At 71.9% G+C, this 20059-nt stretch carries 18 protein-coding genes, 2 pseudogenes and 1 riboswitch; of the genes and pseudogenes, 12 read left to right on the top strand and 8 right to left on the bottom strand.

The window, feature by feature from the left end; all coding sequences use genetic code 11:
* Positions 1–158: 158 nt before the first annotated feature.
* Positions 159–740, top strand: a complete 582-nt coding sequence (locus ACFYPJ_RS24810; RefSeq protein WP_389021095.1) for a histidine phosphatase family protein — start codon at positions 159–161, stop codon at positions 738–740.
* A gap of 237 nt (positions 741–977) precedes the next feature.
* Here ACFYPJ_RS24810 and ACFYPJ_RS24805 read toward each other — a convergent pair whose 3' ends face one another.
* The 3 genes from ACFYPJ_RS24805 to ACFYPJ_RS24795 form a co-directional block, all read right to left on the bottom strand.
* Positions 978–1730 carry a CbtA family protein gene (locus tag ACFYPJ_RS24805; RefSeq protein ID WP_389021092.1) on the bottom strand — a complete coding sequence of 251 codons (753 nt, stop codon included), beginning with the start codon at positions 1728–1730 and terminating at the stop codon, positions 978–980.
* 22 nt (positions 1731–1752) lie between these two features.
* Entirely contained in the window at positions 1753–1974 is a 222-nt protein-coding gene (locus ACFYPJ_RS24800) for a CbtB-domain containing protein (RefSeq protein WP_389021089.1), read from the bottom strand.
* A 36-nt stretch (positions 1975–2010) separates the two neighbouring features.
* Positions 2011–2152: riboswitch (cobalamin riboswitch) on the bottom strand.
* A 56-nt stretch (positions 2153–2208) separates the two neighbouring features.
* Positions 2209–2343, bottom strand: coding sequence for a hypothetical protein (locus tag ACFYPJ_RS24795; RefSeq protein WP_389021086.1), 135 nt, complete (start codon positions 2341–2343; stop codon positions 2209–2211).
* 131 nt (positions 2344–2474) lie between these two features.
* Between ACFYPJ_RS24795 and ACFYPJ_RS24790 the strand changes: the two genes are divergently transcribed.
* Both ACFYPJ_RS24790 and ACFYPJ_RS24785 read left to right on the top strand, forming a co-directional pair.
* Entirely contained in the window at positions 2475–2624 is a 150-nt protein-coding gene (locus tag ACFYPJ_RS24790; protein WP_389021083.1) for a hypothetical protein, read from the top strand.
* A gap of 563 nt (positions 2625–3187) precedes the next feature.
* Positions 3188–4108 carry an alpha/beta hydrolase gene (locus ACFYPJ_RS24785; RefSeq protein ID WP_389021076.1) on the top strand — a complete coding sequence of 307 codons (921 nt, stop codon included), beginning with the start codon at positions 3188–3190 and terminating at the stop codon, positions 4106–4108.
* An 84-nt stretch (positions 4109–4192) separates the two neighbouring features.
* Here the strand turns inward: ACFYPJ_RS24785 and ACFYPJ_RS24780 are convergent, their stop codons facing one another.
* The gene (locus ACFYPJ_RS24780; RefSeq protein WP_389021073.1) at positions 4193–4909 is read right to left on the bottom strand and encodes a nucleoside/nucleotide kinase family protein; all 717 of its coding nucleotides are present in this window, start codon (positions 4907–4909) and stop codon (positions 4193–4195) included.
* 855 nt (positions 4910–5764) lie between these two features.
* On the opposite strand from ACFYPJ_RS24780, the gene ACFYPJ_RS24775 reads away from it, so the two are divergent.
* Positions 5765–8767, top strand: a complete 3003-nt coding sequence (locus ACFYPJ_RS24775; RefSeq protein WP_389021070.1) for a BTAD domain-containing putative transcriptional regulator — start codon at positions 5765–5767, stop codon at positions 8765–8767.
* 167 nt (positions 8768–8934) lie between these two features.
* Here the strand turns inward: ACFYPJ_RS24775 and ACFYPJ_RS24770 are convergent, their stop codons facing one another.
* Positions 8935–9135, bottom strand: coding sequence for a hypothetical protein (locus ACFYPJ_RS24770; RefSeq protein WP_389021067.1), 201 nt, complete (start codon positions 9133–9135; stop codon positions 8935–8937).
* Between the two features lie 321 nt (positions 9136–9456).
* Between ACFYPJ_RS24770 and ACFYPJ_RS24765 the strand changes: the two genes are divergently transcribed.
* The gene (locus ACFYPJ_RS24765; RefSeq protein WP_389021064.1) at positions 9457–10287 is read left to right on the top strand and encodes a siderophore-interacting protein; all 831 of its coding nucleotides are present in this window, start codon (positions 9457–9459) and stop codon (positions 10285–10287) included.
* A gap of 179 nt (positions 10288–10466) precedes the next feature.
* On the opposite strand, the gene ACFYPJ_RS24760 is transcribed toward ACFYPJ_RS24765, so the two are convergent.
* Complete coding sequence (locus ACFYPJ_RS24760) at positions 10467–11252, bottom strand: SAM-dependent methyltransferase (RefSeq protein WP_389021062.1); 786 nt, start codon at positions 11250–11252, stop codon at positions 10467–10469.
* Positions 11253–11638: 386 nt separating this feature from the next.
* Between ACFYPJ_RS24760 and ACFYPJ_RS24755 the strand changes: the two genes are divergently transcribed.
* Together ACFYPJ_RS24755 and ACFYPJ_RS24750 are read left to right on the top strand one after the other, a co-directional pair.
* Entirely contained in the window at positions 11639–12553 is a 915-nt protein-coding gene (locus tag ACFYPJ_RS24755; RefSeq protein ID WP_389021059.1) for a helix-turn-helix transcriptional regulator, read from the top strand.
* Positions 12554–12659: 106 nt separating this feature from the next.
* Complete coding sequence (locus ACFYPJ_RS24750; RefSeq protein ID WP_389021056.1) at positions 12660–13382, top strand: type 1 glutamine amidotransferase; 723 nt, start codon at positions 12660–12662, stop codon at positions 13380–13382.
* Positions 13383–13522: 140 nt separating this feature from the next.
* On the opposite strand, the gene ACFYPJ_RS24745 is transcribed toward ACFYPJ_RS24750, so the two are convergent.
* Entirely contained in the window at positions 13523–13987 is a 465-nt protein-coding gene (locus tag ACFYPJ_RS24745) for an ATP-binding protein (protein ID WP_389021053.1), read from the bottom strand.
* A 243-nt stretch (positions 13988–14230) separates the two neighbouring features.
* Between ACFYPJ_RS24745 and ACFYPJ_RS24740 the strand changes: the two genes are divergently transcribed.
* The 5 genes and pseudogenes from ACFYPJ_RS24740 to ACFYPJ_RS24720 form a co-directional block, all read left to right on the top strand.
* Positions 14231–15106 (top strand): helix-turn-helix domain-containing protein, encoded by an 876-nt coding sequence (locus tag ACFYPJ_RS24740; protein ID WP_389021050.1) that lies wholly within the window; start codon positions 14231–14233, stop codon positions 15104–15106.
* 96 nt (positions 15107–15202) lie between these two features.
* A pseudogene (locus tag ACFYPJ_RS24735) lies at positions 15203–15440 on the top strand (SAM-dependent methyltransferase); the annotation flags it as partial.
* Positions 15441–15782: 342 nt separating this feature from the next.
* Complete coding sequence (locus ACFYPJ_RS24730) at positions 15783–16652, top strand: endonuclease/exonuclease/phosphatase family protein (RefSeq protein WP_389021047.1); 870 nt, start codon at positions 15783–15785, stop codon at positions 16650–16652.
* 171 nt (positions 16653–16823) lie between these two features.
* Positions 16824–17270 carry a universal stress protein gene (locus ACFYPJ_RS24725; RefSeq protein ID WP_389021045.1) on the top strand — a complete coding sequence of 149 codons (447 nt, stop codon included), beginning with the start codon at positions 16824–16826 and terminating at the stop codon, positions 17268–17270.
* A gap of 172 nt (positions 17271–17442) precedes the next feature.
* Positions 17443–19158: pseudogene (locus tag ACFYPJ_RS24720) on the top strand (GH92 family glycosyl hydrolase); the annotation flags it as partial.
* A gap of 29 nt (positions 19159–19187) precedes the next feature.
* Here ACFYPJ_RS24720 and ACFYPJ_RS24715 read toward each other — a convergent pair.
* Positions 19188–20054, bottom strand: a complete 867-nt coding sequence (locus ACFYPJ_RS24715; RefSeq protein WP_389021042.1) for a fumarylacetoacetate hydrolase family protein — start codon at positions 20052–20054, stop codon at positions 19188–19190.
* Positions 20055–20059 lie beyond the last annotated feature (5 nt).

Genomic DNA, 20059 nt, shown 5'->3' with positions numbered 1-20059 from the left:
GGCAAGACCTGGGGCTGCATCTGGAGCGGGCGGGGCGCTCGGCGGCGGCCGTCCTCCGCCCGGCACCACATGGTGGTGCGGATGCTATGTTCGCGGCCACATGTGTGCCGTATCCGGTCGCCCCGGTGCACTCTGACGGCACGAGCAGGAGAGATCGCGTGACCACTCGGGTGTTCTTCGTCGCCGCCGCCATGGGTGCCTCGCTGCGGCAGGCGCGCTTCGACGACGGCCGCTCGATCGGCAACGGCGGTGCGGCGCAGGCCCGTTCGGCGGCCGGGACACTGCCTTCCGCCGCCCGCGTCCTCGTCCCGCCCAGCGTGCGCTGCCGGGAGACGGCCGCTGCGCTCGGCCTCGACGCCGCGGTGGCAACCCAGTTGGCGGGTCTCGACGTGGGGCGCTGGCGTGGGCGCACGCTGGACGAGGTGGGGACCGCCGAGCCGGAGGCGGTAAGCCGCTGGCTCGCCGATCCGGAGTCGGCGCCGCACGGGGGTGAATCGGTACGGGACTTGTGCGGGCGGGTCGCGGGCTGGCTGACCGCCGTGGCGGGCACGGACGGCCGCACGCTCGCCGTGGTCGAACCGGAGATCGTACGGGCAGCCGTCGTCCACGCGCTGGACATGCCCGTGACGGCCTTCTGGCGCCTCGATGTCGCCCCGCTGACGGCGACCGAGCTGAGCGGACGGGCCGGACGCTGGAATGTCCGGCTGGGACACCCGCTTGCCCGGCCGGACGCCGGATAGCGAGCGACGTCCGGAAGGCAGCCGGAGGCCACCCTGCAACTGGAGGCCGGAAAGCGGCTGGAGTGGCGGGCGGAGCAGGCCCGTGAAAAACTCTCCAGGTGTGTGTGACTTCGCCGCACACACGTAGAACCCGGGAGAACACCGAGGCTCCCGTACCACCGGGTCGGCGTCGAACGCCTCACCCTGCAGCACGGAAGCCTCGCGCGGTAATGATCCGGTGCGCTGGTTCGCGCCGGCTCAGTGTGCGGCGGGAACCGTCTTTCCGGCCGCGGTCCTTGCGCGTCTCGGGTTCAGCAGCCGCTCGGCGACTTCCCCGAAGACCAGGCCGAACCCGCCCCACAGCACGGCCTGGACGGCCAGGGCGGACAGCCGGAACCGCCACAACAGGGCGGCCGGGAAATCCGCCGGCAGCTCGTTGACGGCCGGCAGGAACGCGTACGCCAGGCCGATCACGACGGCGAACGAGGCCACCGCCGCGACGGTCGCGTACCACGTGCCCAGCCGCGGGGCGAGCCGCTTGCCGAGGATCGTGGCACCGATCGCGAGGAGCACGCTGAGCAGCATCATCAGGAAGTACAGGGCGGTTCGCCTGCCGATGGTGCCGGGATCTCCGACGGACGGCGGATTGGCGGGATACTTCAGGAACGGCACGACGTACACGGCGAGCAGCGCGCAACTCGCCAGCAGCAGCGCGGTCGCCCGGGGGCCGAGGCGCCCGACGCGGCCGAGGGCGACGCAGAAGGCGAGCGCCGCGATGCCGCCGAAAGCAATCCCGTAGACGAGGACGCCGGTGGCGAGCCCGGCGGTGGACTGGAGGGAGCGGGAGACGACCTCCATTTCGTGTTCGTGGGCGTGGGCGTCCTCGAAGCCGATCGCCTTGTCGACGCTCGGCTCGCCGAGGAAGTAGGCCACGATCAGGGCGAGTACACCGGCCGCGAGACCGGCGAGCATGCCCCGCACGAGAAGGTTCCGTACGGTTGCGGAGTTCATGGGTGTGCGGTTTCCCCTCGCGTCAGTGGCAGGGGAAGCCGAGCAGGTGGCGGGCGTCGTGGACCCATTCGTGGACGTCCGTGCCGCTGAACACGGAGGTGGCGCCCTGCTCGGCGCCGACGAAGTACAGCAGGACCAGCATCAGTAGGCCGAAGAAGACCGCCCAGGGCGCTATCGCCTTGAGCGGCACCTTGGCGGGTACGACCGGAGTGGTGGCTGTCGGCCGGGCGACGGTCTGCGCCATGGCAGGACCTCCTCTGGGAGTTCGCGTCCCATCTCGGTGGTGCACAGGACGACAGCCACGGGTCTGACTCACGAACGGCCCGGGGGCCCTCGCATACAGTGGCGCGACCGTGCCGGATTCCCACCGGCTTCCGTCGTACCGTCGTCGATATCGCACAGACCGTACCGCGCGGCGCGTGCCCGGCCAAGACCGCACCCGCCCGAGGTGATCCCGGTCTCACGGCGGATGCCTGGTTCACCGGGGCGCTTCGGGGCCCCACTTGGGCCCGTCGAGCCCCAATTCAGGATCACCGGGCGGGGCGAAGAAGCGCTCCACGTCGGCGCCGGTGACCTCGGCTAAGGTGCCGGGGACCCGGCGCGGGGTACGCATGCCGCGCCCTCCCGCGCCGGCGACGTCGACGCAGCAGAGAACTTAACCGTCCGGAGATGTCCTGTCGCGGAGAGTGTTCTTTCGGCGGCGGTCGCAGCCGGGCGTGGCCGACGCGCGGGTCCCCCACCACCGTGCTTCCTCGGGTCCAGCCGGCGGCGGTGCTCTCCTACTGGGCCTGTACCCCCAGCAAGGCGCTGCTGCGGCCGGTCATCGCGGTCGCCGACGCGCGCCGCGTGCACGGTGCCCGGCGGGCCGTCACGGGCCGGCTGGACACCGGGTGACGTGCTCGCCCGGCGCAACCGGTACGTCACCGACTGGGACGACTCCGGGCAGGCCCTGTGGGTCAAAGTCCATCGGCGCCGTCCTGTTCCGCGGCCAGGGCCGCCTCGACGGCCCCCGCCGGGTCACCGTCACCAGGGACGACGGTGTCCGCCAGACCCGCACGGCCCGGCACGCGGTGGCCGTCGCCACCGGCAGCCGTCCGGTCTGGCGGCGGACGAGGTCCTGTTCGCCACGGGCCGTACCCCCGGCACCGGCGACATCGACCTGCACACGGTCGGCCTCACCCCCGGTTCCTGGCTGGACGCGGGCCCACACGTACCGCCGCTCCGCTCGCCGCGACGGCCATACGGCGCGGGTGCCCCGTCGGGTCACGTCTCCGGGGCGAGGGTGTGCGGGCGGAGCCGATGTGGTGTGCCTGGTACCAGCCTCCATAGGCAACTCCTTCCCTGGCACCCCGCAGCTGCCCACGGCACTGTGGTGGTGCGGCCGGGAGCAAGACGGTCGCCGGAGCCCGCCCCTGCGAGCCCGATCTCCCCCTCAGTGCGACTGGAGCACCACCGTGATGACCAACGTCACCTTCCCGAGTGCCGGTATCGAGCTCGCCGGGCACCTGTACGTCCCGGATGGCGAGACCGCCGGTCCGCGTCCGGCGGTCGTCGTCGGCCACCCCGGCAGCGGCGTGAAGGAACAGACCGCCGGCCTGTACGCGCGACGCCTGGCCGAGCAGGGCTTCGTCACCTTGACGTTCGACGCCGCCCACCAGGGCGAGAGCGAGGGTGAGCCGCGCGGCCTGGAAGACCCTGCGCAGCGGGTCGAGGACATCAAGGCCGCGGTCTCCTTCCTGACCACGCGCGCGGAGGTCGACCCCGACCGCATCGGCGCCCTGGGCATCTGTGCCTCCGGCGGGTACGCCCTCACGGCGGCGGCGTCCGACCACCGCATCAAGGCGGTCGGCGCGGTCTCCGCCGTCGACATTGGCCGTCAGTTCCGGGTCGGCCCCGACGGCACGCAGGACCCGGCCGTCTTCCAGGGCATGCTGGACGCGGCCGCCACGGCCCGCACCGCGGAAGCCCGGGGCGAGGGCGTACAGTCCTTCCCGCTGTTTCCGGACACGGCGGAGCAGGCCCGCGCGCTGGGTGGTCAGCACGCGGTGGACGGCTTCGACTACTACCGCACCGACCGAGCCCGGCACCCGCGCTCGGCGCAGACCCTCACCTGGTCCAGCATCGACCGCATCGCGTTCTTCGACGGGCTCGCCTCCGTCAGCCTGATCGCCCCGCGCCCGTTGCTGCTGATCGCGGGCAGCAGGGCCGTCACCTCCTGGATGAGCGTCCACGCCTTCCAGCACGCCGGTGGCCCCAAGGAGTTGCACTGGATCGACGGCGCCGGCCACGTCGACCTCTACGACAAGGAGGTCTACGTCGGCCCGGCCGTCGAGAAGCTGTCGGAGTTCTTCCGGACCGGCCTGGGCAAGGCCGAGTAGTCGACCGCTCGAAACAGCCGGTGGTCGACCGCCCGAAGCAGCCGAGTGGTCGGACCACCGAGCCTCACCGTGTTGGCACGGTGGTCACACGGGGTCATGACCGGAACCGTCCGGGGAGGGGCCGAGGAGCGGCAGGGAGACCACCAGGTCGGCTCGCCCCAGGGTGGCGGCGATGAGTTCGGCGTTGCGCTGATCGCTGCCGAGCGACCAGGCGCGGGCCTCCGCAAGGGGTTTGCCGTAGGACACATGGCGTCGGACGAGCCGGTCGAGCCGTGTCTCGTCGTCGATGGCGATGTACCACACCTCGTCGAGGAGTGTCCTGACGCCCGTCCAGGGACCGTCGTCGAGCAGCAGGTAGTTGCCTTCGGTGATGACCAAGGGTGTCTCCGCCGGGACCGGGATGGCGCCCGCGACGGCCTCCTCCACATCGCGGTGGAACTGCGGGGCGTACACGCTCTGCTCCCCCGGCTCGCGCAGCCGGCGGAGCAGGGCGGCGTACCCCGCGGCGTCGAAGGTGTCCGGGGCGCCCTTGCGCTGCCGCCGGCCGAGCCGCTCCAGTTCCGCGTTGGCCAGGTGGAAGCCGTCCATGGGCACCACGACGGCCGTGTCCGGGCCGAGTGCGCCGGCCAGGTGGGCGGCCAGCGTGGACTTTCCGGAAGCGGGCGCCCCGACGATGCCCAGGATCGCCCGCCGGCCACTCTCCGCCAGGGCCCGGGCGCGTTCGTACAGGGTGGAGAAAGCCGTCCCGTCGCGCGCTCCCGGGGTGCCCCCGGGCGAGCGGAGGTCGTGATGGTGTGTCACCGGGGCCACCGGTCCGTCCGGGCGGCGCCTTCGGTTGCGGTGTCGCCGGGAGCCGTGACCGCGACGAGCGGGCTCCGTACGCCGCAGGCCGGGGCGGCCTCGGCGGTCCGGGATCCGGTCGCGGCAGCGGCCGTCATATGTCCCCTCTCACGACTGATGTCCTCCAGTTCCGGGCGCCCAGGGTGCCCGCCCCGCCAGAATACTTCGCCCCCGTGCCCGCAGGTCGTGCGACGATCCCACGGCGCACGGGGGCGTCCTCGCCGTCCCACAGCGGGCGGACTCCCGACGACCTCGAAGTCCGCCCTCGGCTTTCCGGCCGATCGGCCGCGGCGAGCAGGTCGTCGTGCGTCTCCGGCGCCTCGGCACGAGCGTGGATTCGGGGAGGATTCGGGCAGTCAAACCCCTGCCCCGGGCGCGCTGCCCCGTACCGGATGATGCCAAGGTGGCCGATGTGGTGGAACCCCGGGATCAGGATCTCGTCTTGGTACATGACGCTTTCCACAACGAGCAGTTTGAAGTGGGGCCCTTGAAGATCGCCACGCAGTCACCGTACGAACCGTCACTGACATGGGCGGGCCTCGTACGGATGCCGTCCGCGGTTGCGGACCCGTGCGCCCCGGCCCGGTCCGGCGCACGGGGCCGGACCGGCCGCCGGGCATCGGTGACGGTCGCGGTTCGACGGCCCGTCCGGCACGTCCGGTTGCCCAAAAGGTCCCGGAGGTCACGAGCGTGTCCGGATGTCCTTCCAGAGCTGTCGCGGCAGTCAGAAATTCTGTGGAGCACCGATACGTTGGGGTACTCAGGGTGCAGGTGTTGCAGGAGGGACGGAGCGGAATGAACCAAGGACAAGCCGGCATGCGGTTCACCCTCCTGGGACCGCTGCGGCTGGTGTCGCAGGACGGCACGGCGCTGCCGCCCGGCCCGCCCAAGCAACAGGCGATGCTCGCCGCGCTGGCACTGTCGCCCGGTCGTGCCCTGTCCATGTCACGGCTGACGGAAGCGCTCTGGGGCGCGGACATGCCGGCCAGCAGCGTGTCCACGATCCGCACCTACGCCTGGCGGCTACGGCAGTTGCTCGCCCGTGCGGGCGCGGGCGCGGGTATGCTCGTCTCGGTCGGCGACGGCTACCGGCTCATGGTGGCGCCGTCGGTCGTGGACGCCCTGCACGCCGAGGAACTGGCCGCCTCGGCACGCCGGCACCTCGCGGCGGGCGAACCGCGCCCGGCCCGGCAGGCGCTGGCCGACGCACTCGTGATGTGGGCCGGTGAGCCCCTGGCCGGGGTGCCCGGCCCGTTCGCGGAGCGCGCCCGGGACGGACTGACCGAGCTTCACACCGCGATCACCGAGCAGCACTTCGAGGCCGAACTCCAGCTCGGCCACTACCAGGAGGCGCTCCCCCGGCTCACCGAGGTGATAGCGGAGCACCCGTTGCGGGAACGCCCGTACGTGCTGCTGATGCGCGCGCTCTACGGCATGGGCAGGCAGGTGGAGGCGCTGCAGGTGTTCCACGATGCCCGGCGGCTGCTGGTGGAGGCCCATGGCGTCGAGCCGGGTGTGGAGCTGACCCAGGTCCATGAGCGGATCCTGCGTGGCGACAGTGCCGTGGCCCCGCCCCCGGCCCGCGCGGAACATCCCGTCCCGGCCGTTTTTGCCGCGGTGCCCGAGCAGGCCGGCCTCTGTCCGCCCGTACCCGCCCAGCTGCCGCCCGACCTGCCCGATTTCACCGGCCGGGCGGCGGAGTACGCACAGCTGGAGGCCGTGCTGACGGCCCCGAACCGCACCTCCCCCGCGATCGTCGCCCTCACCGGGATGAGCGGGGTCGGCAAGACCAGCCTGGCGGTCCATCTGGCCCACCGGGTGCGCGAGCAGTACCCGGACGGGCAGGTGCATGTCGACCTCGGTGACCCGGACGGCAAGGGCGAACCACTGAGCGGCACCGACCTGTTGGGTCTGCTGCTGGCGAGCCTCGGTGTCCCCGCGGACCGGGCTCCGGACAGCCTTGCCGAGCGCCGGGGACTCTTGCGGTCGCTCCTGGACGGCCGCCGGGTCCTGATGCTCCTGGACAACGTTTCCCAGGCCGCCCAGATCCGTGACTCGCTGCCCGGCACACCGGGCTGTGCCGTGCTGATCACCAGCCGGACCCGGCTGGACGGGCTCCCGCTGCACGCGCAGCTGGCCCTCCAGGTCTTTGAACCGCAGGAGGCGCTCGACCTGCTGCAACAGGGCATCGGCACCCAGCGCCTGGCAGCCGAACGCAGCGACGCCCTGGCTCTGGTCGCCGCGTGCGGCCGGCTGCCGCTGGCCATCCGGATCGTCGCCTCCCGGCTCGCGGCCCGGCCCCGTTGGACCCTGAGGTCCGTGGCCGAACGGCTGGAGGACGAGCAACGCCGGATAGCGGAGCTGCGCTCCGGGCCGCTCGCCGTCGAGGCGGTGTTCGAGGACGGCTACCGGCAGTTGGCGGCGCAGCAGGCGAACGACTTCGTGCTGCTCGCCACGGTCGCCGGAGCCGAGTTCGGCCTGCCCGAGGCGACCGCGGTGCTCGATCTCGACCCGGCCGAGGCGGAGCTGAGGCTGGAGAGCCTGGTGGACGCGGCCATGCTCGACGAGCCGATACCGGGCCGCTTCCGCTATCACCAGTTGCTGCGCTCCTTCGCTCTCAGCCGCGGGCGCAACCGGGCGCAGGAGCGGGCCGCGCTCAGCCGGCTGCTCGTTTCGCTGCTGGCCACGGCCCGCAATGCCTTCGCCCTCGCCGTGCCGGGCGATCCCACGGGCGATGCGCTCGGCACGGGGATCTCGGACGTGCCGGGGATCGAGATGGCCGATCTGCGTTCGGCCCGGGCGTGGGCGGCGAGTTCCGCGGACACCGTCGTCGCGGTCTGCGCCCATGCCGTCGAACTCGGTGCCCCGCCGCTGCTGCGGAACGCCGTCGACCTGCTCATCGCGATGAGCCCGTTCGCCGACGAGCTGCGCTCCAGCCGGCTGGCCGCGACCGCCCAGAAGCTGGCTGACGCGGTGGCCCGGATCCCGGAACCGGCGACGGACCAGTGCGCGTACCACCGGACCGTCGGCCGGGCCGAGTTCCTGTGCAGCACCGTCGCGCTGCACACGTCCAGGCCGGACGAGGTCGAACGGCACGCGCGCCGCGCGGTGGCCGCCGCCTCGGCCGGGAAGGACCCGGTGATCCTGCGGCAGGCGCTGAACGACCTCGGGCTGGTCGCGCAGTTGCGGCACGACTACGCCCTGGCGTCGGCCTGTTTCCACCAGGCGGTCGAGCTGGCGCGCGAGCTGGGCCACCGCTCGGGCGAGGTGGCGAGCAGCGTGAACGCGGCGCTTGCCGGGCTGCGCGGCGGCGATCCCGACACGGCCGTCGCCACCTGCGAGTCCGCCCTCGCGCTCGCCCGCGAATTGAACGACGCACCGGGTACGGGGTTCGCGCTCTACGTCCTCGGGCTTGCGCACCATGCCCAGGGGCTGCACGAGGCCGCCGTCGAACGGTTCACCGCGTGCGTGGAACACTGCCTTGCGGTCGGCATCCGGGACCGCGAGGCGCACGCTCGCTACCGGCTCGCCGACACCCTGCTCGCGCTCGGACGGCACGAGGATGCCCTGACCCAGGCCGGCCAGGCGCTGCTGCGCTGCGAGGAGCTGGGCGTCGCCCGGGACCAGGCGCACGCCCTGATGGTGCTGGGCCGTGCGCTCGCCGCGTCCGGCCGGTCCGCGGAGGCCGTCGAGCGGCTGACCCAGGCGCGGGGCCTGTACGTGGCGCTCGGGCTGCCCGAGGCGGAAGAGGCCGCCCGGCTGGCCGAGACGGTCTCGCAGCCACCCCGGTTGCTGTCCGTGAACCAGCGGCCCGCCTGACGGTGCACGGCCGGCCCGCGACGTGGGGTACCACCGGTGCCGCCCGGCAGCACGCGGCGCCGACCCGGGTATGTCCCGTGCGTGGGCAGCCGACCGGGGCGCGGTGCCCGGTACCGGATGCGATGGACCGGTCCGGCGTGAAGCACCCGACCGGTCCACGGCGGATGTCAGCTGGAGGGCTGCTCCGTGGAGATGGTGTTGTTCCAGTGCGTGTCGCCGTAGCCCGTGGCCTGAGGGGTGGAGACGCGGTCACCTGCCGAGGATTCGTGCGCGACGGTGCCCGCACCTGCGGCCAGCGCCAACGCCAGCGCCGCCACGGCGCCTGCCCTGCGCCGAGCCGAGACCTCGCCGCTGGTGCTCCCGATCATGAAGTGAACCCTTCTGCATGTGGTGACGCAAGATGCCACCTTCGTCCGAGCTGATATTCCGGGACCGCGATCTATGTCGGATGGACAGCCGATGAACAGGACGCACCGCAGCGGGCGGGGCGCCCGGCAGAGGCGGGCCGCAGGTGGAAGCGGCGGACGAGCCGGGGGCTTCGCGTCGCGTCGAACGGGCCGGTGCGGGCGGGGAGATGCCGATGGGGGCTGCGGCGGGCGGGCCCGCCCGGTGCGGTCATGCCCGCGGCCCGCAGTACGCGGGCCGCGCCACACCACGGACCACAACTAAAGTTAGGCTAACCTTCATACATGGCGAAGATCCCTCGGCTCATGCCGCAGCACCCCCGGATGTTCCGCGCCGAGGTCGTGCGCACCGAGCGCGTCTCCCCCTCCGTGCACCGGGTGACCGTCACGGGTCCGGACCTCGCCGAGTTCCCCTGGCAGGGCTACGACCACTGGTTCCGCCTCTTCCTGCAACTCCCCCATCAACACCGGCTGCGACTGCCGGAGTTCACCGGGACCCGCTGGTGGCAGCCGTATCTGGCCATCCCCGAGGCGGAGCGGCCGCACTGCGCGAACTACACCGTCGCCGGCTTCCGCCCCGGTACGGCGGAGATCGACATCGACTTCGTCGTACACCTCGGCCCGACGGGAGAACGCGAAGGCGGCGCGGCGATCTGGGCGTGCCGGACCCGGCCCGGCGACGGGCTCGCCCTGCTGGACCAGGGTGTCCTGTTCGACTGCCCGCGGGACGCCTCCGAGGTGCTGATCGCGGCCGACGAGACCGGCCTGCCCGCCACGACCGGCATCCTGCGTTCCCTGCCGCGCGACACCGTCGGGCGGCTCATCCAGGAAGTGCCCACCGCCGGAGACGTTCGCGACCTCGACGCGCCCGCCGGTCTGACCGTCACCTGGGTTGTCCGCGAGGTCCGCGAGGGCGACACGTCCGTACCCGGCACGGCGGCACTCGGCGAACTCCGCCGCCACACCCCCGCCGACGCGGCCGGATACGGCTTCGTCGTCGGCGAGTCGGCCCTGGCCACCGGGGGACGCAGGCATCTGCGCCGGGCGGGCCTGCCGAAGGACCGCATCACCTTCTCCGGCTTCTGGAAGTACGAGGCGCCCCAAGCAGCCGCCTGACGGCCCGCCCCGGCCCCGGGCACCCCGGCGCGGACATGCGTACGAGGGCCCGCCGGACCGCCCGTGCGTCGCACAGGTGCCCGGCAGACCCCGCTGGTCAGGCTTGCAGACCGAGAGATGCCGAGAGCTTCAGGTCGCTCTCGGCCGAAACGGCTCCCCCGCGAAGCCGGCCACCCTGCTCAGGGGAGGCGTGCCACACCCACGTAGATTCCGCTCTCCTCCGGCGCGGGCGGCGCGGCCTTGAACCACTCCGCGGCGGTGACCACGCCCGGCTCCACCAGGTCCAGCCCGTCGAAGAAGCGTTCGACCCCGCCATGGGTGCGGAAACCGAGCCGGATGCCGCCCTTGGCGTACTCCTCGGTCACCTGCCGGGCCAGCTCCTCGAAACGGTCCGACGCGGCGTGCGACAGCACGAAGTAGCTGCCCGAGGGCAGCGCGTCGAGCAGATTGCGCACGATGCCGTACGGGTCCTGGTCATCGGGAATGAAATGCATCAGCGCGATCAGTGACACGGCTATGGGGCGCTCGAAGTCGAGCACGCCCCGCGCGTGTTCGATGATCTCCTCGGGCTTGCGCACATCCGCCTCGATGTAGTCGGTCGCGCCCTCGGGACGGCTGACCAGCAACGCCTCGGCATGCGCCAGCACGATCGGGTCGTTGTCCGCGTAGACGACCTTCGCGGTCGGCACGATCCCCTGGACGATCTGGTGCAGATTGGGTTCCGTGGGGATGCCCGTACCGATGTCGAGGAACTGGTCGATGTCCTGCTCGGCCAGCCAGGCCGCGGCCCGGTGCATGAACTCACGGTTCTGCCGGGCGGCGGCACGAGCCTCAAGCGGCAGCTTCTCTCCGACCGCCTCGTCCACGGGGTAGTTGTCCTTGCCACCCAGGAGCCAGTCGTAGACCCTCGCGGGATGCGCCTTGCTGGTATCGATCTTGCGGGGGCCGGGGGTGCCGGTCGTCATCACGGACTCCGTCGCTCGGTGGGCCAGTGAGCACTGGCGATCACCGCAGTCTGGCACACCCCCGCAGGTGCCAGAACGCATGGTGCGGCTCCGCCCCGGGGGCCCGCGTTGGGTGCGGACAGCCGGGGCTGCTGGGGCTGCCGGGGGCCGTCTTCGTCCGGTCCGCCACCGGGTCCCGCCCAGGTCAGCGCGGTGGAAACCGGCCGGCTCGGCGCACAGAGCCGGTATCGGCGGCGCACCGACCCGGGTCGGCACGAGTCCGGTGGCCCTCCGGGGCGCCCGGCCGCCCCACACCGTTGCGTCGGCCCTGCCCGGCCACCGGGGACGACCCTGCCTGTGTATTCCAGTACCAGGCACACAACGGGCACGGCACGGACACTGGAGTCATGGAACAACAGGGCACCCACCACTCCGGAACCCATGAACTGGGCGAATTCCTGCGCTCCCGCCGCGCCGCCCTCGACCCTCGGGACGCGGGTCTGCCGGACGACGGCCGGCTGCGCCGGGTGCCCGGCCTGCGCCGCGAAGAACTGGCGCAGCTCGCACACGTCAGCGTCGACTACATCGTCCGCCTCGAACAGGGACGGACCCGCCGGGTCTCCCGGCCCGTCCTCGATGCCCTCGCCGACGCGCTCCAGCTGGCCTCCGACGAACGCGAGTACCTGCTCACGGTCGCCGACGTCGCGCCCACCGCCCCGGCCCGGCGCCCCGGGCGGCCCGAGGTGGCACCGCGTCTGCGGCAGCTCCTCGACACCATGCCCGACATCCCGGCCATGGTCCTCAGCCGCCGCATGGACGTCCTCGCCTGGAACCACGCGGCCGCCGCCCTCCTCACCGACTTCGCCGCCCTGGCCCCCGCCGCGCGCAACCTCATCCGCCTCACCTTCCTCGACGACGACTTCCGCGCCCTCTACGACGACTGGCCGAGGGCGGCCCGCGAATGCGTCGCCGTCCTGCGGATGGAAGCCGGCCGTACCCCCGACGACCCGGCCCTGAACGCACTCGTCGGCGAACTCAGCGTGCAGGATCCCGACTTCCGGACCTGGTGGGCCAGCCACCAGGTACGCGGGCCGCGACAGCTCACCAAGACCTACCGCCACCCCGTCGTCGGCCCCGTCACTCTCGACGTCCAGCAGTTCTCCGTCGAGACCCATCCCGACCAGCAGCTCGTCGCCTACACCGCCGAACCCGGCTCGCCCTCGCACGACGCGCTGCGCTTCCTCCTGCAGTGGTCGTCGGCCTCCGACGGCCACGGGGCCGCCTCCCGCCGAAAGGCCCATCAGCCCCCGGCCGGCGACTGACCGCGCGCACCAGGGCCGACCGGCACCGGCACCACCGGGTACCGGGAGCGACAATGACCCGGACGATCAGTCGGACCGGCGGAAGCCGGAGAGGGGCGGGGCGGTCATGAGCGGTGCGGCCACGGTGCTGGTGGTACAGAACAGCGCACAGGGGGGACCCGGACGGTGGGGCGGGTGGCTCGCGGAGGCCGGGGTCGAGGTCGAGGTCGTGCGTGGCGACACGGGCGCGGCGGTGCCGCCTCGGCTCTCGCACCAGGCACTGGTGGTGTTGGGCGGCGGGTACCTCCCGGACGACGACGAGCGGGCCCCGTGGCTGGCCGGCACGCGTGAGCTGATGCGGCAGGCGTTGGAGGACGAGGTGCCGGTCTTCGGCATCTGCCTCGGCGGACAGATGCTCGCGCAGGTGGCCGGCGGCAAGGTGGCCGGTGAGCAGGGCGAGCCGGAGTTCGGCAGCACCGTCCTCACGATGCGGCCGGAGGCGGCACACGACCCGCTGTTCCAGGGGCTGCCGGAGCACCCGACCGCGCTGGAGAACCACGTGGACGCGGTCGTCCAGCTGCCCCCTCAGGCGCACTGGCTGGCCAGCAGCGAACGGTGCCCGTACCAGGCGTTCCGCGTCGGTCAGGCGGCCTGGGGCGTGCAGTTCCACCCGGAGGCCACACCGGAACGCATACCGGAGTGGTCCGAGGAACGAATGCGCCGGTACGGGATGGACCGGGCGGAGCTGCACCGGGTGGCCACCGAGCAGGACCCGGCCGCCGCCCGGGTGTGGCGTTCGGTGGCTCTGCGGTTCGCCGCGCAGGTGAAGGGAAACCGGAGTCCCGTGTAGTACCGGGCCGGGGGAAGGGAAGCACCCCGTCGGGCCGGCTGCGGCCCGCCGCCCTGCCGGACGGTCGCCTGCTCTCCCGGCCGGGCCGCGGCTACCGCGGTGTCGGGCTCCTCAGGCGGTCGCGTACGCCGGTCCGGCACTCAGCCGTGTGCTCCGCTCCCCCAGCAGGACAGATCCGCCCAGACGACGCGGCCCGTGCCGTCCGCCGCCTCGTCCACCCCCCAGGCGTCGCTGAGCCCGTTCACCAGCAGCAGCCCGCGTCCGCCCTGATCGTAGGTGCCGGGCTCGCGCATCGCCGGGAAGCTCGCGCCGCGCCGCTCGTCCTGCACCTCGATCCGCACCCGGTCACCTAGCACGCGCACCCGGCAGACGATCCGGCTGCCGCCTGAGTGGGCGAGGGCATTGGTGACGAGTTCCGACAGGACCACGATCGCGTCGTCGGCCGGTTCGTCCGCCAGTCCCCACCCGGCCAGCAGGGTGCCGACCAGACAGCGGGCCTGTGCGACACAGGCGGCGCCGGCCGGCAGGCCGAACTCCTCGGAGCGGGGGGCCGGCCCATGCGCCGCACGTCCCGTGTCCGGATGCGGGAGCGGAACCAAGACCATCGCAGTTCACCCTTCGCCTGACTGCGCCGTTGCCGGACGGATCCTCATCGCGTCGGTCCGACGCGGAGCCGGGGCTGATCTGTGGTCGTTGTCCGGCCCTCGGCGGTCACATATGACCGGACCACCTTCGCACCGGCGAATCATTTCTGCAACCAGCACTCTGCACATTTCAGAATGACAGAACGTGCTTTACTGGACGTGGAGAGACCGATCTGTTTCGGTTTCACCCCTGAGGGGAATGGCATGCCGTCGGCAACCGACTGGAGCGGAGCACCTTCCGTACTGCGGATGATCCTCGGAAAGCAGCTGGAGGAACTGCGCAGCAGGGCCGGCCTGAGTTTCGAGGAGGCCGCCGCCGCGATCGGGGTGAGCCACTCGACGATTCGTCGCATGGAGGCGGCGAAGGTGGCACGACTGCGTCTCGCCGAATCCGAAAAGCTCCTGCGGATCTACGGGGTGACGGACCCGCAGAAGATCGAGGAATTCCTGCAGTCGGTGCGCCAGGCCAACGGGCAGGGCTGGTGGCACGAATTCCGGGACGTCCTCCCCGACTGGCTGCCCTCCTACTTGAGTCTGGAGCAGGCGGCCCAGCAGATCCGCGGCTATGAAGCACAGTTCGTCCATTCGCTGTTCCAGACCGAGGACTACGCCAGGGCCCTCGCCCGCTCCGACGCCCCGCACGAATCGGAGGAGACGACGGAGCGCAGGGTCGCCCTGGTCGTGCGCCGCCAGCAGCTCCTGTCCCGCGAGGCACCACCACACCTGTGGGTGATCATGGACGAGACGGTCCTGCGCCGGCCGACCGGCGGGGCGGCCGTCATGCGCGCCCAGGTCGACCACCTGATCGAGGTGAACCGGCTGCCCCATGTGACCGTGCAGATCATGCCGTTCCAGAACGGACCGCATCCGGCGATGCACGCCGGCGCGTTCCATCTCTTCCGGTTCCGGGCCAGGGAGCTGCCCGACATCGTCTGGCGCTTCGGTCTGACCGGCTCCGCCAGCCTCGACAAGGCCGAGGACGTCGTCGCCCACCGCGAGGCTCTGGACCGGCTCGGCGCGCAGGCCGTCTCGGCACGCCGGACCGAGGCACTCCTCACCACCCTGCGCAATACGCTCTGACGTACGCGGCAGCACGCCACCGGCATTCTGGCGGGGGCAAGGACTTCCAACAAGCAATTCCAGCAGGGGCTTCTGTTCCGCGGACAAAGAGGCCGGGACGCCATGGTGCAGAAATGGCCCGCATTGCCGGTGCACTTGCGGGCCAGCCGTCGGTTCACGAACCGGGTGGCGCCCTGGCTGTGCGAGGAAGCCCGGAATACGGCAGTTCTTGGACATCGGCGCCGGTATCCCCGCCTCACCGAACTCGCATGAAAACGCGCAGTCCACGGTGCCCGTGGCGCGGGTCGTGTACGTGGGCAACGACCCGATCGGGCTGACGCTGTCCCAGGCATTGCCGTCACACCGAGTACGCCACCACACCCGTGGGTCCCCGCGAGCCGAGCGCCACCAGACAACCGGGCACCCAGCACCCAGCACGCAGCACCGGAACGACGGCGCAGCCCAATTGTCCGGTTGTCCGTGAACCGTCATCGGATGGGAGCGCGGGGTTCACGGCCGCTGCCTACCGTGGCTGATCGCCCCGGGCCTCCCCCACCCCCCGTGGGCGACACACTCCGGGAATCGGCCGGCGGCCGGGCCTGCCACACGTTTCCCGGGGCATGCTCTCCCCCGCTCGCCCCGGACACGGCCTGCCTCGTCCGACGCGGGCCCACCGCACTCTGATCCGGAGGTTTGTGTGAATCGCAGCATCCGACGGTCCACTCGTCGCGCCCTGATCGCCGCCCTGCTCGGCGCCGCCGCCACGCTCGGCGCGGCCTCCCCCGGAACCGCTTCGGCGGGTTCGGCCGCGCCTGCCGTCCCATTGCGGGTGGCGACGTACAACATCCATGCCGGAGCCGGGCAGGACGATGTCTTCGACCTCGACCGGACCACGGAGGCGATCCGGGATCTCCATGCCGATGTGATCGGGCTCCAGGAGGTCGATGTCCACTGGGGTGCTCGCAGCAACTTCGTGGACGAGGCCGGGCAACTCGCACAACGACTGCACATGCGTGTCTTCTTCGCCCCGATCTACGACCTGCCGCCCACCACGGAGAACACCGAGCAGCGGCAGTTCGGGGTCGCGGTCCTGAGCCGCCTCCCGGTGGTCAGCGCGGAGAACCACGAGATCACCCGCCTCTCCACCCAGGACCCCCACCCCGCACCTGCCCCCGCCCCCGGTTTCGCGGAGGTGACGGTCCGGGCCCGCGGCACCCTGGTGCACATCTACTCGACCCACCTCGACTACCGCACCGATCCCGCGATCCGGCGGGCACAGGTGGACGACATGCTGGGCATCCTGGCCGCGGACTCCGGACCGAAGATCCTCGTCGGCGACTTCAACGCCGACGCCACCGCGCCGGAGCTGGCCAGGTTGTGGGGCCCGCTGGCCGACGCCGCGCCGAACGGGGGCAAGACCTACCCGGCTGTAGACCCGGTCTCCCGTATCGACCTCGTGACCGTTTCGTCCGGGATCAGCGTCACCGGGGTGCGCGAGGCGGTGACCACCGCGTCGGACCACCGGCCGGTCGTGGCCGACCTCCTGGTCCGCCGGCACGGCCGATGAGCGACGACCGGCCCTCGGCACGACACCGCCCTCCGGGCAACGGATCCGGCTGAGCCTCAGGTCACGATCCGGGAAACCGGCCGGTCAGGCGGAACACATTCGCGCCGTTCCGTTGTTGTTGCCGTCGACTGATCACTTCGTCAGGTGTCCGGAAGAAGAAAAGAGAGAGCAATGTTCCACCGCATCCTTGTCGCCGTCGACCCCAGCCCCGTCCGGCACACCGCTCTCCGGCTGGCCGCTGAGCTGGCCGGACTGACCGGCGCCAAGGTCAACGTCCTGCACGTGGCGGCGTCCGAGGCCACACTCGCCGCCGTCGTCCCTCTGGAGGACGAGGCGGAGGCCAAGGCCGTGCTCGACGAGTCCGTCGCCGAGCTGCGTGACAAGGGTGTCGACGCTCAGGGCACCCTCGCCGTGGGCCTGACCACCCAGATCGCCCCCACCATCGCCGGCACCGCGGAGGACTTCCAGGCGGACCTGCTGATCCTGAGCCCGCACCACCGCAGTTCGCTCGACGCCTTCTTCAACCCCCGTGTCAGCGACGCCGTCGCGCACGCCAGCCGGACACCGATCCTTCTCGTCCCCGAGAGCGACGAGAAGGCCGGCGGCGGCAAGAGCTGACCGGGGCGAGGCCGTTCGGGGCGGCCGGCAAGTCAGGCCGGCCCCGGACAGCGGGTGCGGACGCACCACGATGCGGTACGCCGGACACGTGCGCACCCACTCTTGACGAGTACACGTACAACACAAAGAATGACCCCGCTGCATTGTGACAACGTTGTCCAACGTGCTCGGGGAGGACACCGAGCCGTACACCGTGTACACGGTCACCCGCTTCGACCGGCCGTTCACCGCGTACGGCACCTGGGACGGCGGCACGGTCACCGACGGGTCCAGGACCGGTCAGGGCGGTGCGTACGTCCGCTTCGACACGAGCAAGGACCGGACCGTCGAGGCGACCACCGCACTGTCCTACGCCGACGCCCGCGGCGCCGAGGTGAACCTCCGTGCCGAGGGCGGCCGCTCCTTCCAGCAGGTGCGCGACGCGGCCCGGCGGGCGTGGGAGGACCGGCTCGACGACGTCCGCGTGCAGGGCGGCAGCGACACCCTGCGCCGTACCTTCTACTCGTCGCTGTACCGGTCCTTCCTCGCGCCCAACGTCGGCAGCGACGCCGACGGCCGGTACACCGGCTGGGACCAGAAGATCCACCGCGCACAGGGCTTCACCTACTACCAGAACTGGTCCCTGTGGGACACCTACCGCACCCAGTCCCAACTGCTGTCGCTGCTCGCGCCGAGCGAGGCCCGCGACATGGCGATCTCCGTCATCAAGATCGACGAGGAGAGCGGCTGGCTGCCCAAGTGGGGGTACGGCACGGTCGAGACGAACATCATGACCGGCGACCCGGTCACCCCGTTCCTGACCAACGCCTACCAGCAGGGTCTGCTCAAGGGCTACGAGGAGCGGGCCTACCGTGCGCTCAAGAAGAACGCCGACGGCGTGCCGCCCACCGGCTCCCCGGCGGTGGGCCGCGAGGCGAACAAGGAGTACCTCGCCGACGGCTTCGCCCCCTACGTCAAGGGACGCCCGCACGCGAAGCCCGGTGACTCCGACTACGACCACGGGGCGTCCGCGACACTGGAGTACGCCCTGTCCGACGCGATGCTCGCCGAGATGGCCCGCGACCTGGGCCACACCGCGGACGCCGCGCGCTACGCCGGCCGCGCCCAGAACTACCGCAGGATCTTCGACGCCTCGACCGGCTTCTTCCGGGCCCGGGACGCCTCCGGCGCCTTCACCGGACCGGCCGACCCGGCGCAGAGCGAGGGCTTCCACGAGGGCACGGCCTGGCAGTACCAGTGGCTGGTCCCGCAGGACCTGCCCGGCATGGTGGACCTGATCGGCGGCACCGGGGCGGCCAACGAGCGGCTGGACTCCTTCTTCGCCTACGACCAGTTGGTGCAGGACCCCGCGAAGACGGCGCGCGAGGTGTGGGTGAACGGTCCATACGCCTACTACAACGCGGACAAGTACAACCCGCAGAACGAGCCCGACCTGATCGCCCCGTACACGTACCTGTCCACCGGCCAGCCGTGGAAGACGACCGACGTGGTGCACGCGGCGCTGACCCTGTTCACCGACGCCCCGACCGGGATGACCGGCAACGACGACCTCGGCACCATGTCGGCCTGGAACGTCCTGTCGTCCATCGGCCTTTTCCCGGTGCAGCCCGGATACGACACCTGGGGCCTGTCCACGCCCGTCTTCGACCGCGTCGACCTCACCCTCGACCGGCGCTACTACCCGCACGGCGCGCTCACCGTGACGGCGCCGGGCACCTCCGACGCCACCCGCTACGTCCAGTCGGCCCGCATCGACGGTGCCGCGTACGGCCGGACGTACCTGACGACGGACGGCCTTCGGGCGACGCGTGCGCTGGACTTCACGGTCGGCGCCGAGCCGTCCGGATGGGGGACGTCCGCCGAGGCCGGCCCGCCGGCGCTGAACTGATCCACCGCCGGGGCCGGCCGTACGCCGGCTCAGCGCGAGGCGAGCTGGGCGGCGGCGCACCGGGTGCGCTGCCGGCCCAGTCCCTCGATCTCCAGCTCGATCACGTCGCCCTCGGCGAGGTAGGGGAACCGGCCGGACAGGGCCACGCCCTGCGGGGTGCCGGTGTTGATGACGTCGCCCGGTTCGAGCACCAGGAACTGGGACAGCTCCCGGACGAGTTCCGCCACCGGGAAGATCATGTCGGCGGTGCTGGAGTCCTGCCGGGCCTCGCCGTTCACCCAGGACCGCAGCGAGAGCCGCTGCGGGTCGGGGATCTCGTCCGGGGTGGCCAGCCAGGGGCCCAGCGGGTTGAACGTCTCGCAGCTCTTGCCCTTGGACCACTGGCCGCCGGAGCGCTCCAGCTGGAAGGCGCGTTCGGAGACGTCGTTGCTGAGCGCGTAGCCCGCCACGTACGCCAGTGGATCGTCCGCCGCGGTGAGATAGCGGGCCGTGCGGCCGATGACGACGGCGAGTTCGACCTCCCAGTCGGTCTTCTTCGATCCGGGCGGAATCAGCACATCGTCCTCGGGGCCGACCACGGTGTTGGTCCCCTTGTAGAACAGGATCGGCTCGGTGGGCGGCGCGGAGCCCGATTCGGCGGCGTGGGCGGCGTAGTTCTGGCCGATGCAGAGCAGTGCGCCGGGCCGGGCGAGGGGCGGTCCGACGCGTTCGCCGGCGATGTCGGTCGCGGGCAGGGCGCCGTCGGCCAGGGCCGCTGCGGCGCGGGCGATGCCGTCGGCGGCGAGGAAGGCGGCGTCGATGTCCGGGGTGAGTGCGGACAGGTCGAAGCAGCGGCCGTCGGGAGTGGCTGCCACCGGGCGTTCGCGGCCCGGTGCGCCGATCCTCATCAGTCGCATGTGTC

Source organism: Streptomyces sp. NPDC006012 (assembly GCF_042871185.1).
GTDB lineage: Bacteria > Actinomycetota > Actinomycetes > Streptomycetales > Streptomycetaceae > Streptomyces.
The sequence above is the reverse complement of the archived record's forward strand: the minus strand, read 5'-3'. Positions and strand labels throughout refer to the sequence as shown.

Excerpts from the sequence above, each read along its gene's own strand:
- ACFYPJ_RS24805 (WP_389021092.1), bottom strand. The coding sequence starts at position 1,730 with ATGAACTCCGCAACCGTACGGAACCTTCTCGTGCGGGGCATGCTCGCC.
- ACFYPJ_RS24800 (WP_389021089.1), bottom strand. The coding sequence starts at position 1,974 with ATGGCGCAGACCGTCGCCCGGCCGACAGCCACCACTCCGGTCGTACCC.
- ACFYPJ_RS24795 (WP_389021086.1), bottom strand. The coding sequence starts at position 2,343 with ATGCGTACCCCGCGCCGGGTCCCCGGCACCTTAGCCGAGGTCACCGGC.
- ACFYPJ_RS24785 (WP_389021076.1), top strand. The coding sequence starts at position 3,188 with ATGACCAACGTCACCTTCCCGAGTGCCGGTATCGAGCTCGCCGGGCAC.
- ACFYPJ_RS24775 (WP_389021070.1), top strand. The coding sequence starts at position 5,765 with ATGCGGTTCACCCTCCTGGGACCGCTGCGGCTGGTGTCGCAGGACGGC.
- ACFYPJ_RS24770 (WP_389021067.1), bottom strand. The coding sequence starts at position 9,135 with ATGATCGGGAGCACCAGCGGCGAGGTCTCGGCTCGGCGCAGGGCAGGC.
- ACFYPJ_RS24765 (WP_389021064.1), top strand. The coding sequence starts at position 9,457 with ATGGCGAAGATCCCTCGGCTCATGCCGCAGCACCCCCGGATGTTCCGC.
- ACFYPJ_RS24760 (WP_389021062.1), bottom strand. The coding sequence starts at position 11,252 with ATGACGACCGGCACCCCCGGCCCCCGCAAGATCGATACCAGCAAGGCG.
- ACFYPJ_RS24755 (WP_389021059.1), top strand. The coding sequence starts at position 11,639 with ATGGAACAACAGGGCACCCACCACTCCGGAACCCATGAACTGGGCGAA.
- ACFYPJ_RS24750 (WP_389021056.1), top strand. The coding sequence starts at position 12,660 with ATGAGCGGTGCGGCCACGGTGCTGGTGGTACAGAACAGCGCACAGGGG.
- ACFYPJ_RS24745 (WP_389021053.1), bottom strand. The coding sequence starts at position 13,987 with ATGGTCTTGGTTCCGCTCCCGCATCCGGACACGGGACGTGCGGCGCAT.
- ACFYPJ_RS24740 (WP_389021050.1), top strand. The coding sequence starts at position 14,231 with ATGCCGTCGGCAACCGACTGGAGCGGAGCACCTTCCGTACTGCGGATG.
- ACFYPJ_RS24725 (WP_389021045.1), top strand. The coding sequence starts at position 16,824 with ATGTTCCACCGCATCCTTGTCGCCGTCGACCCCAGCCCCGTCCGGCAC.
- ACFYPJ_RS24715 (WP_389021042.1), bottom strand. The coding sequence starts at position 20,054 with ATGCGACTGATGAGGATCGGCGCACCGGGCCGCGAACGCCCGGTGGCA.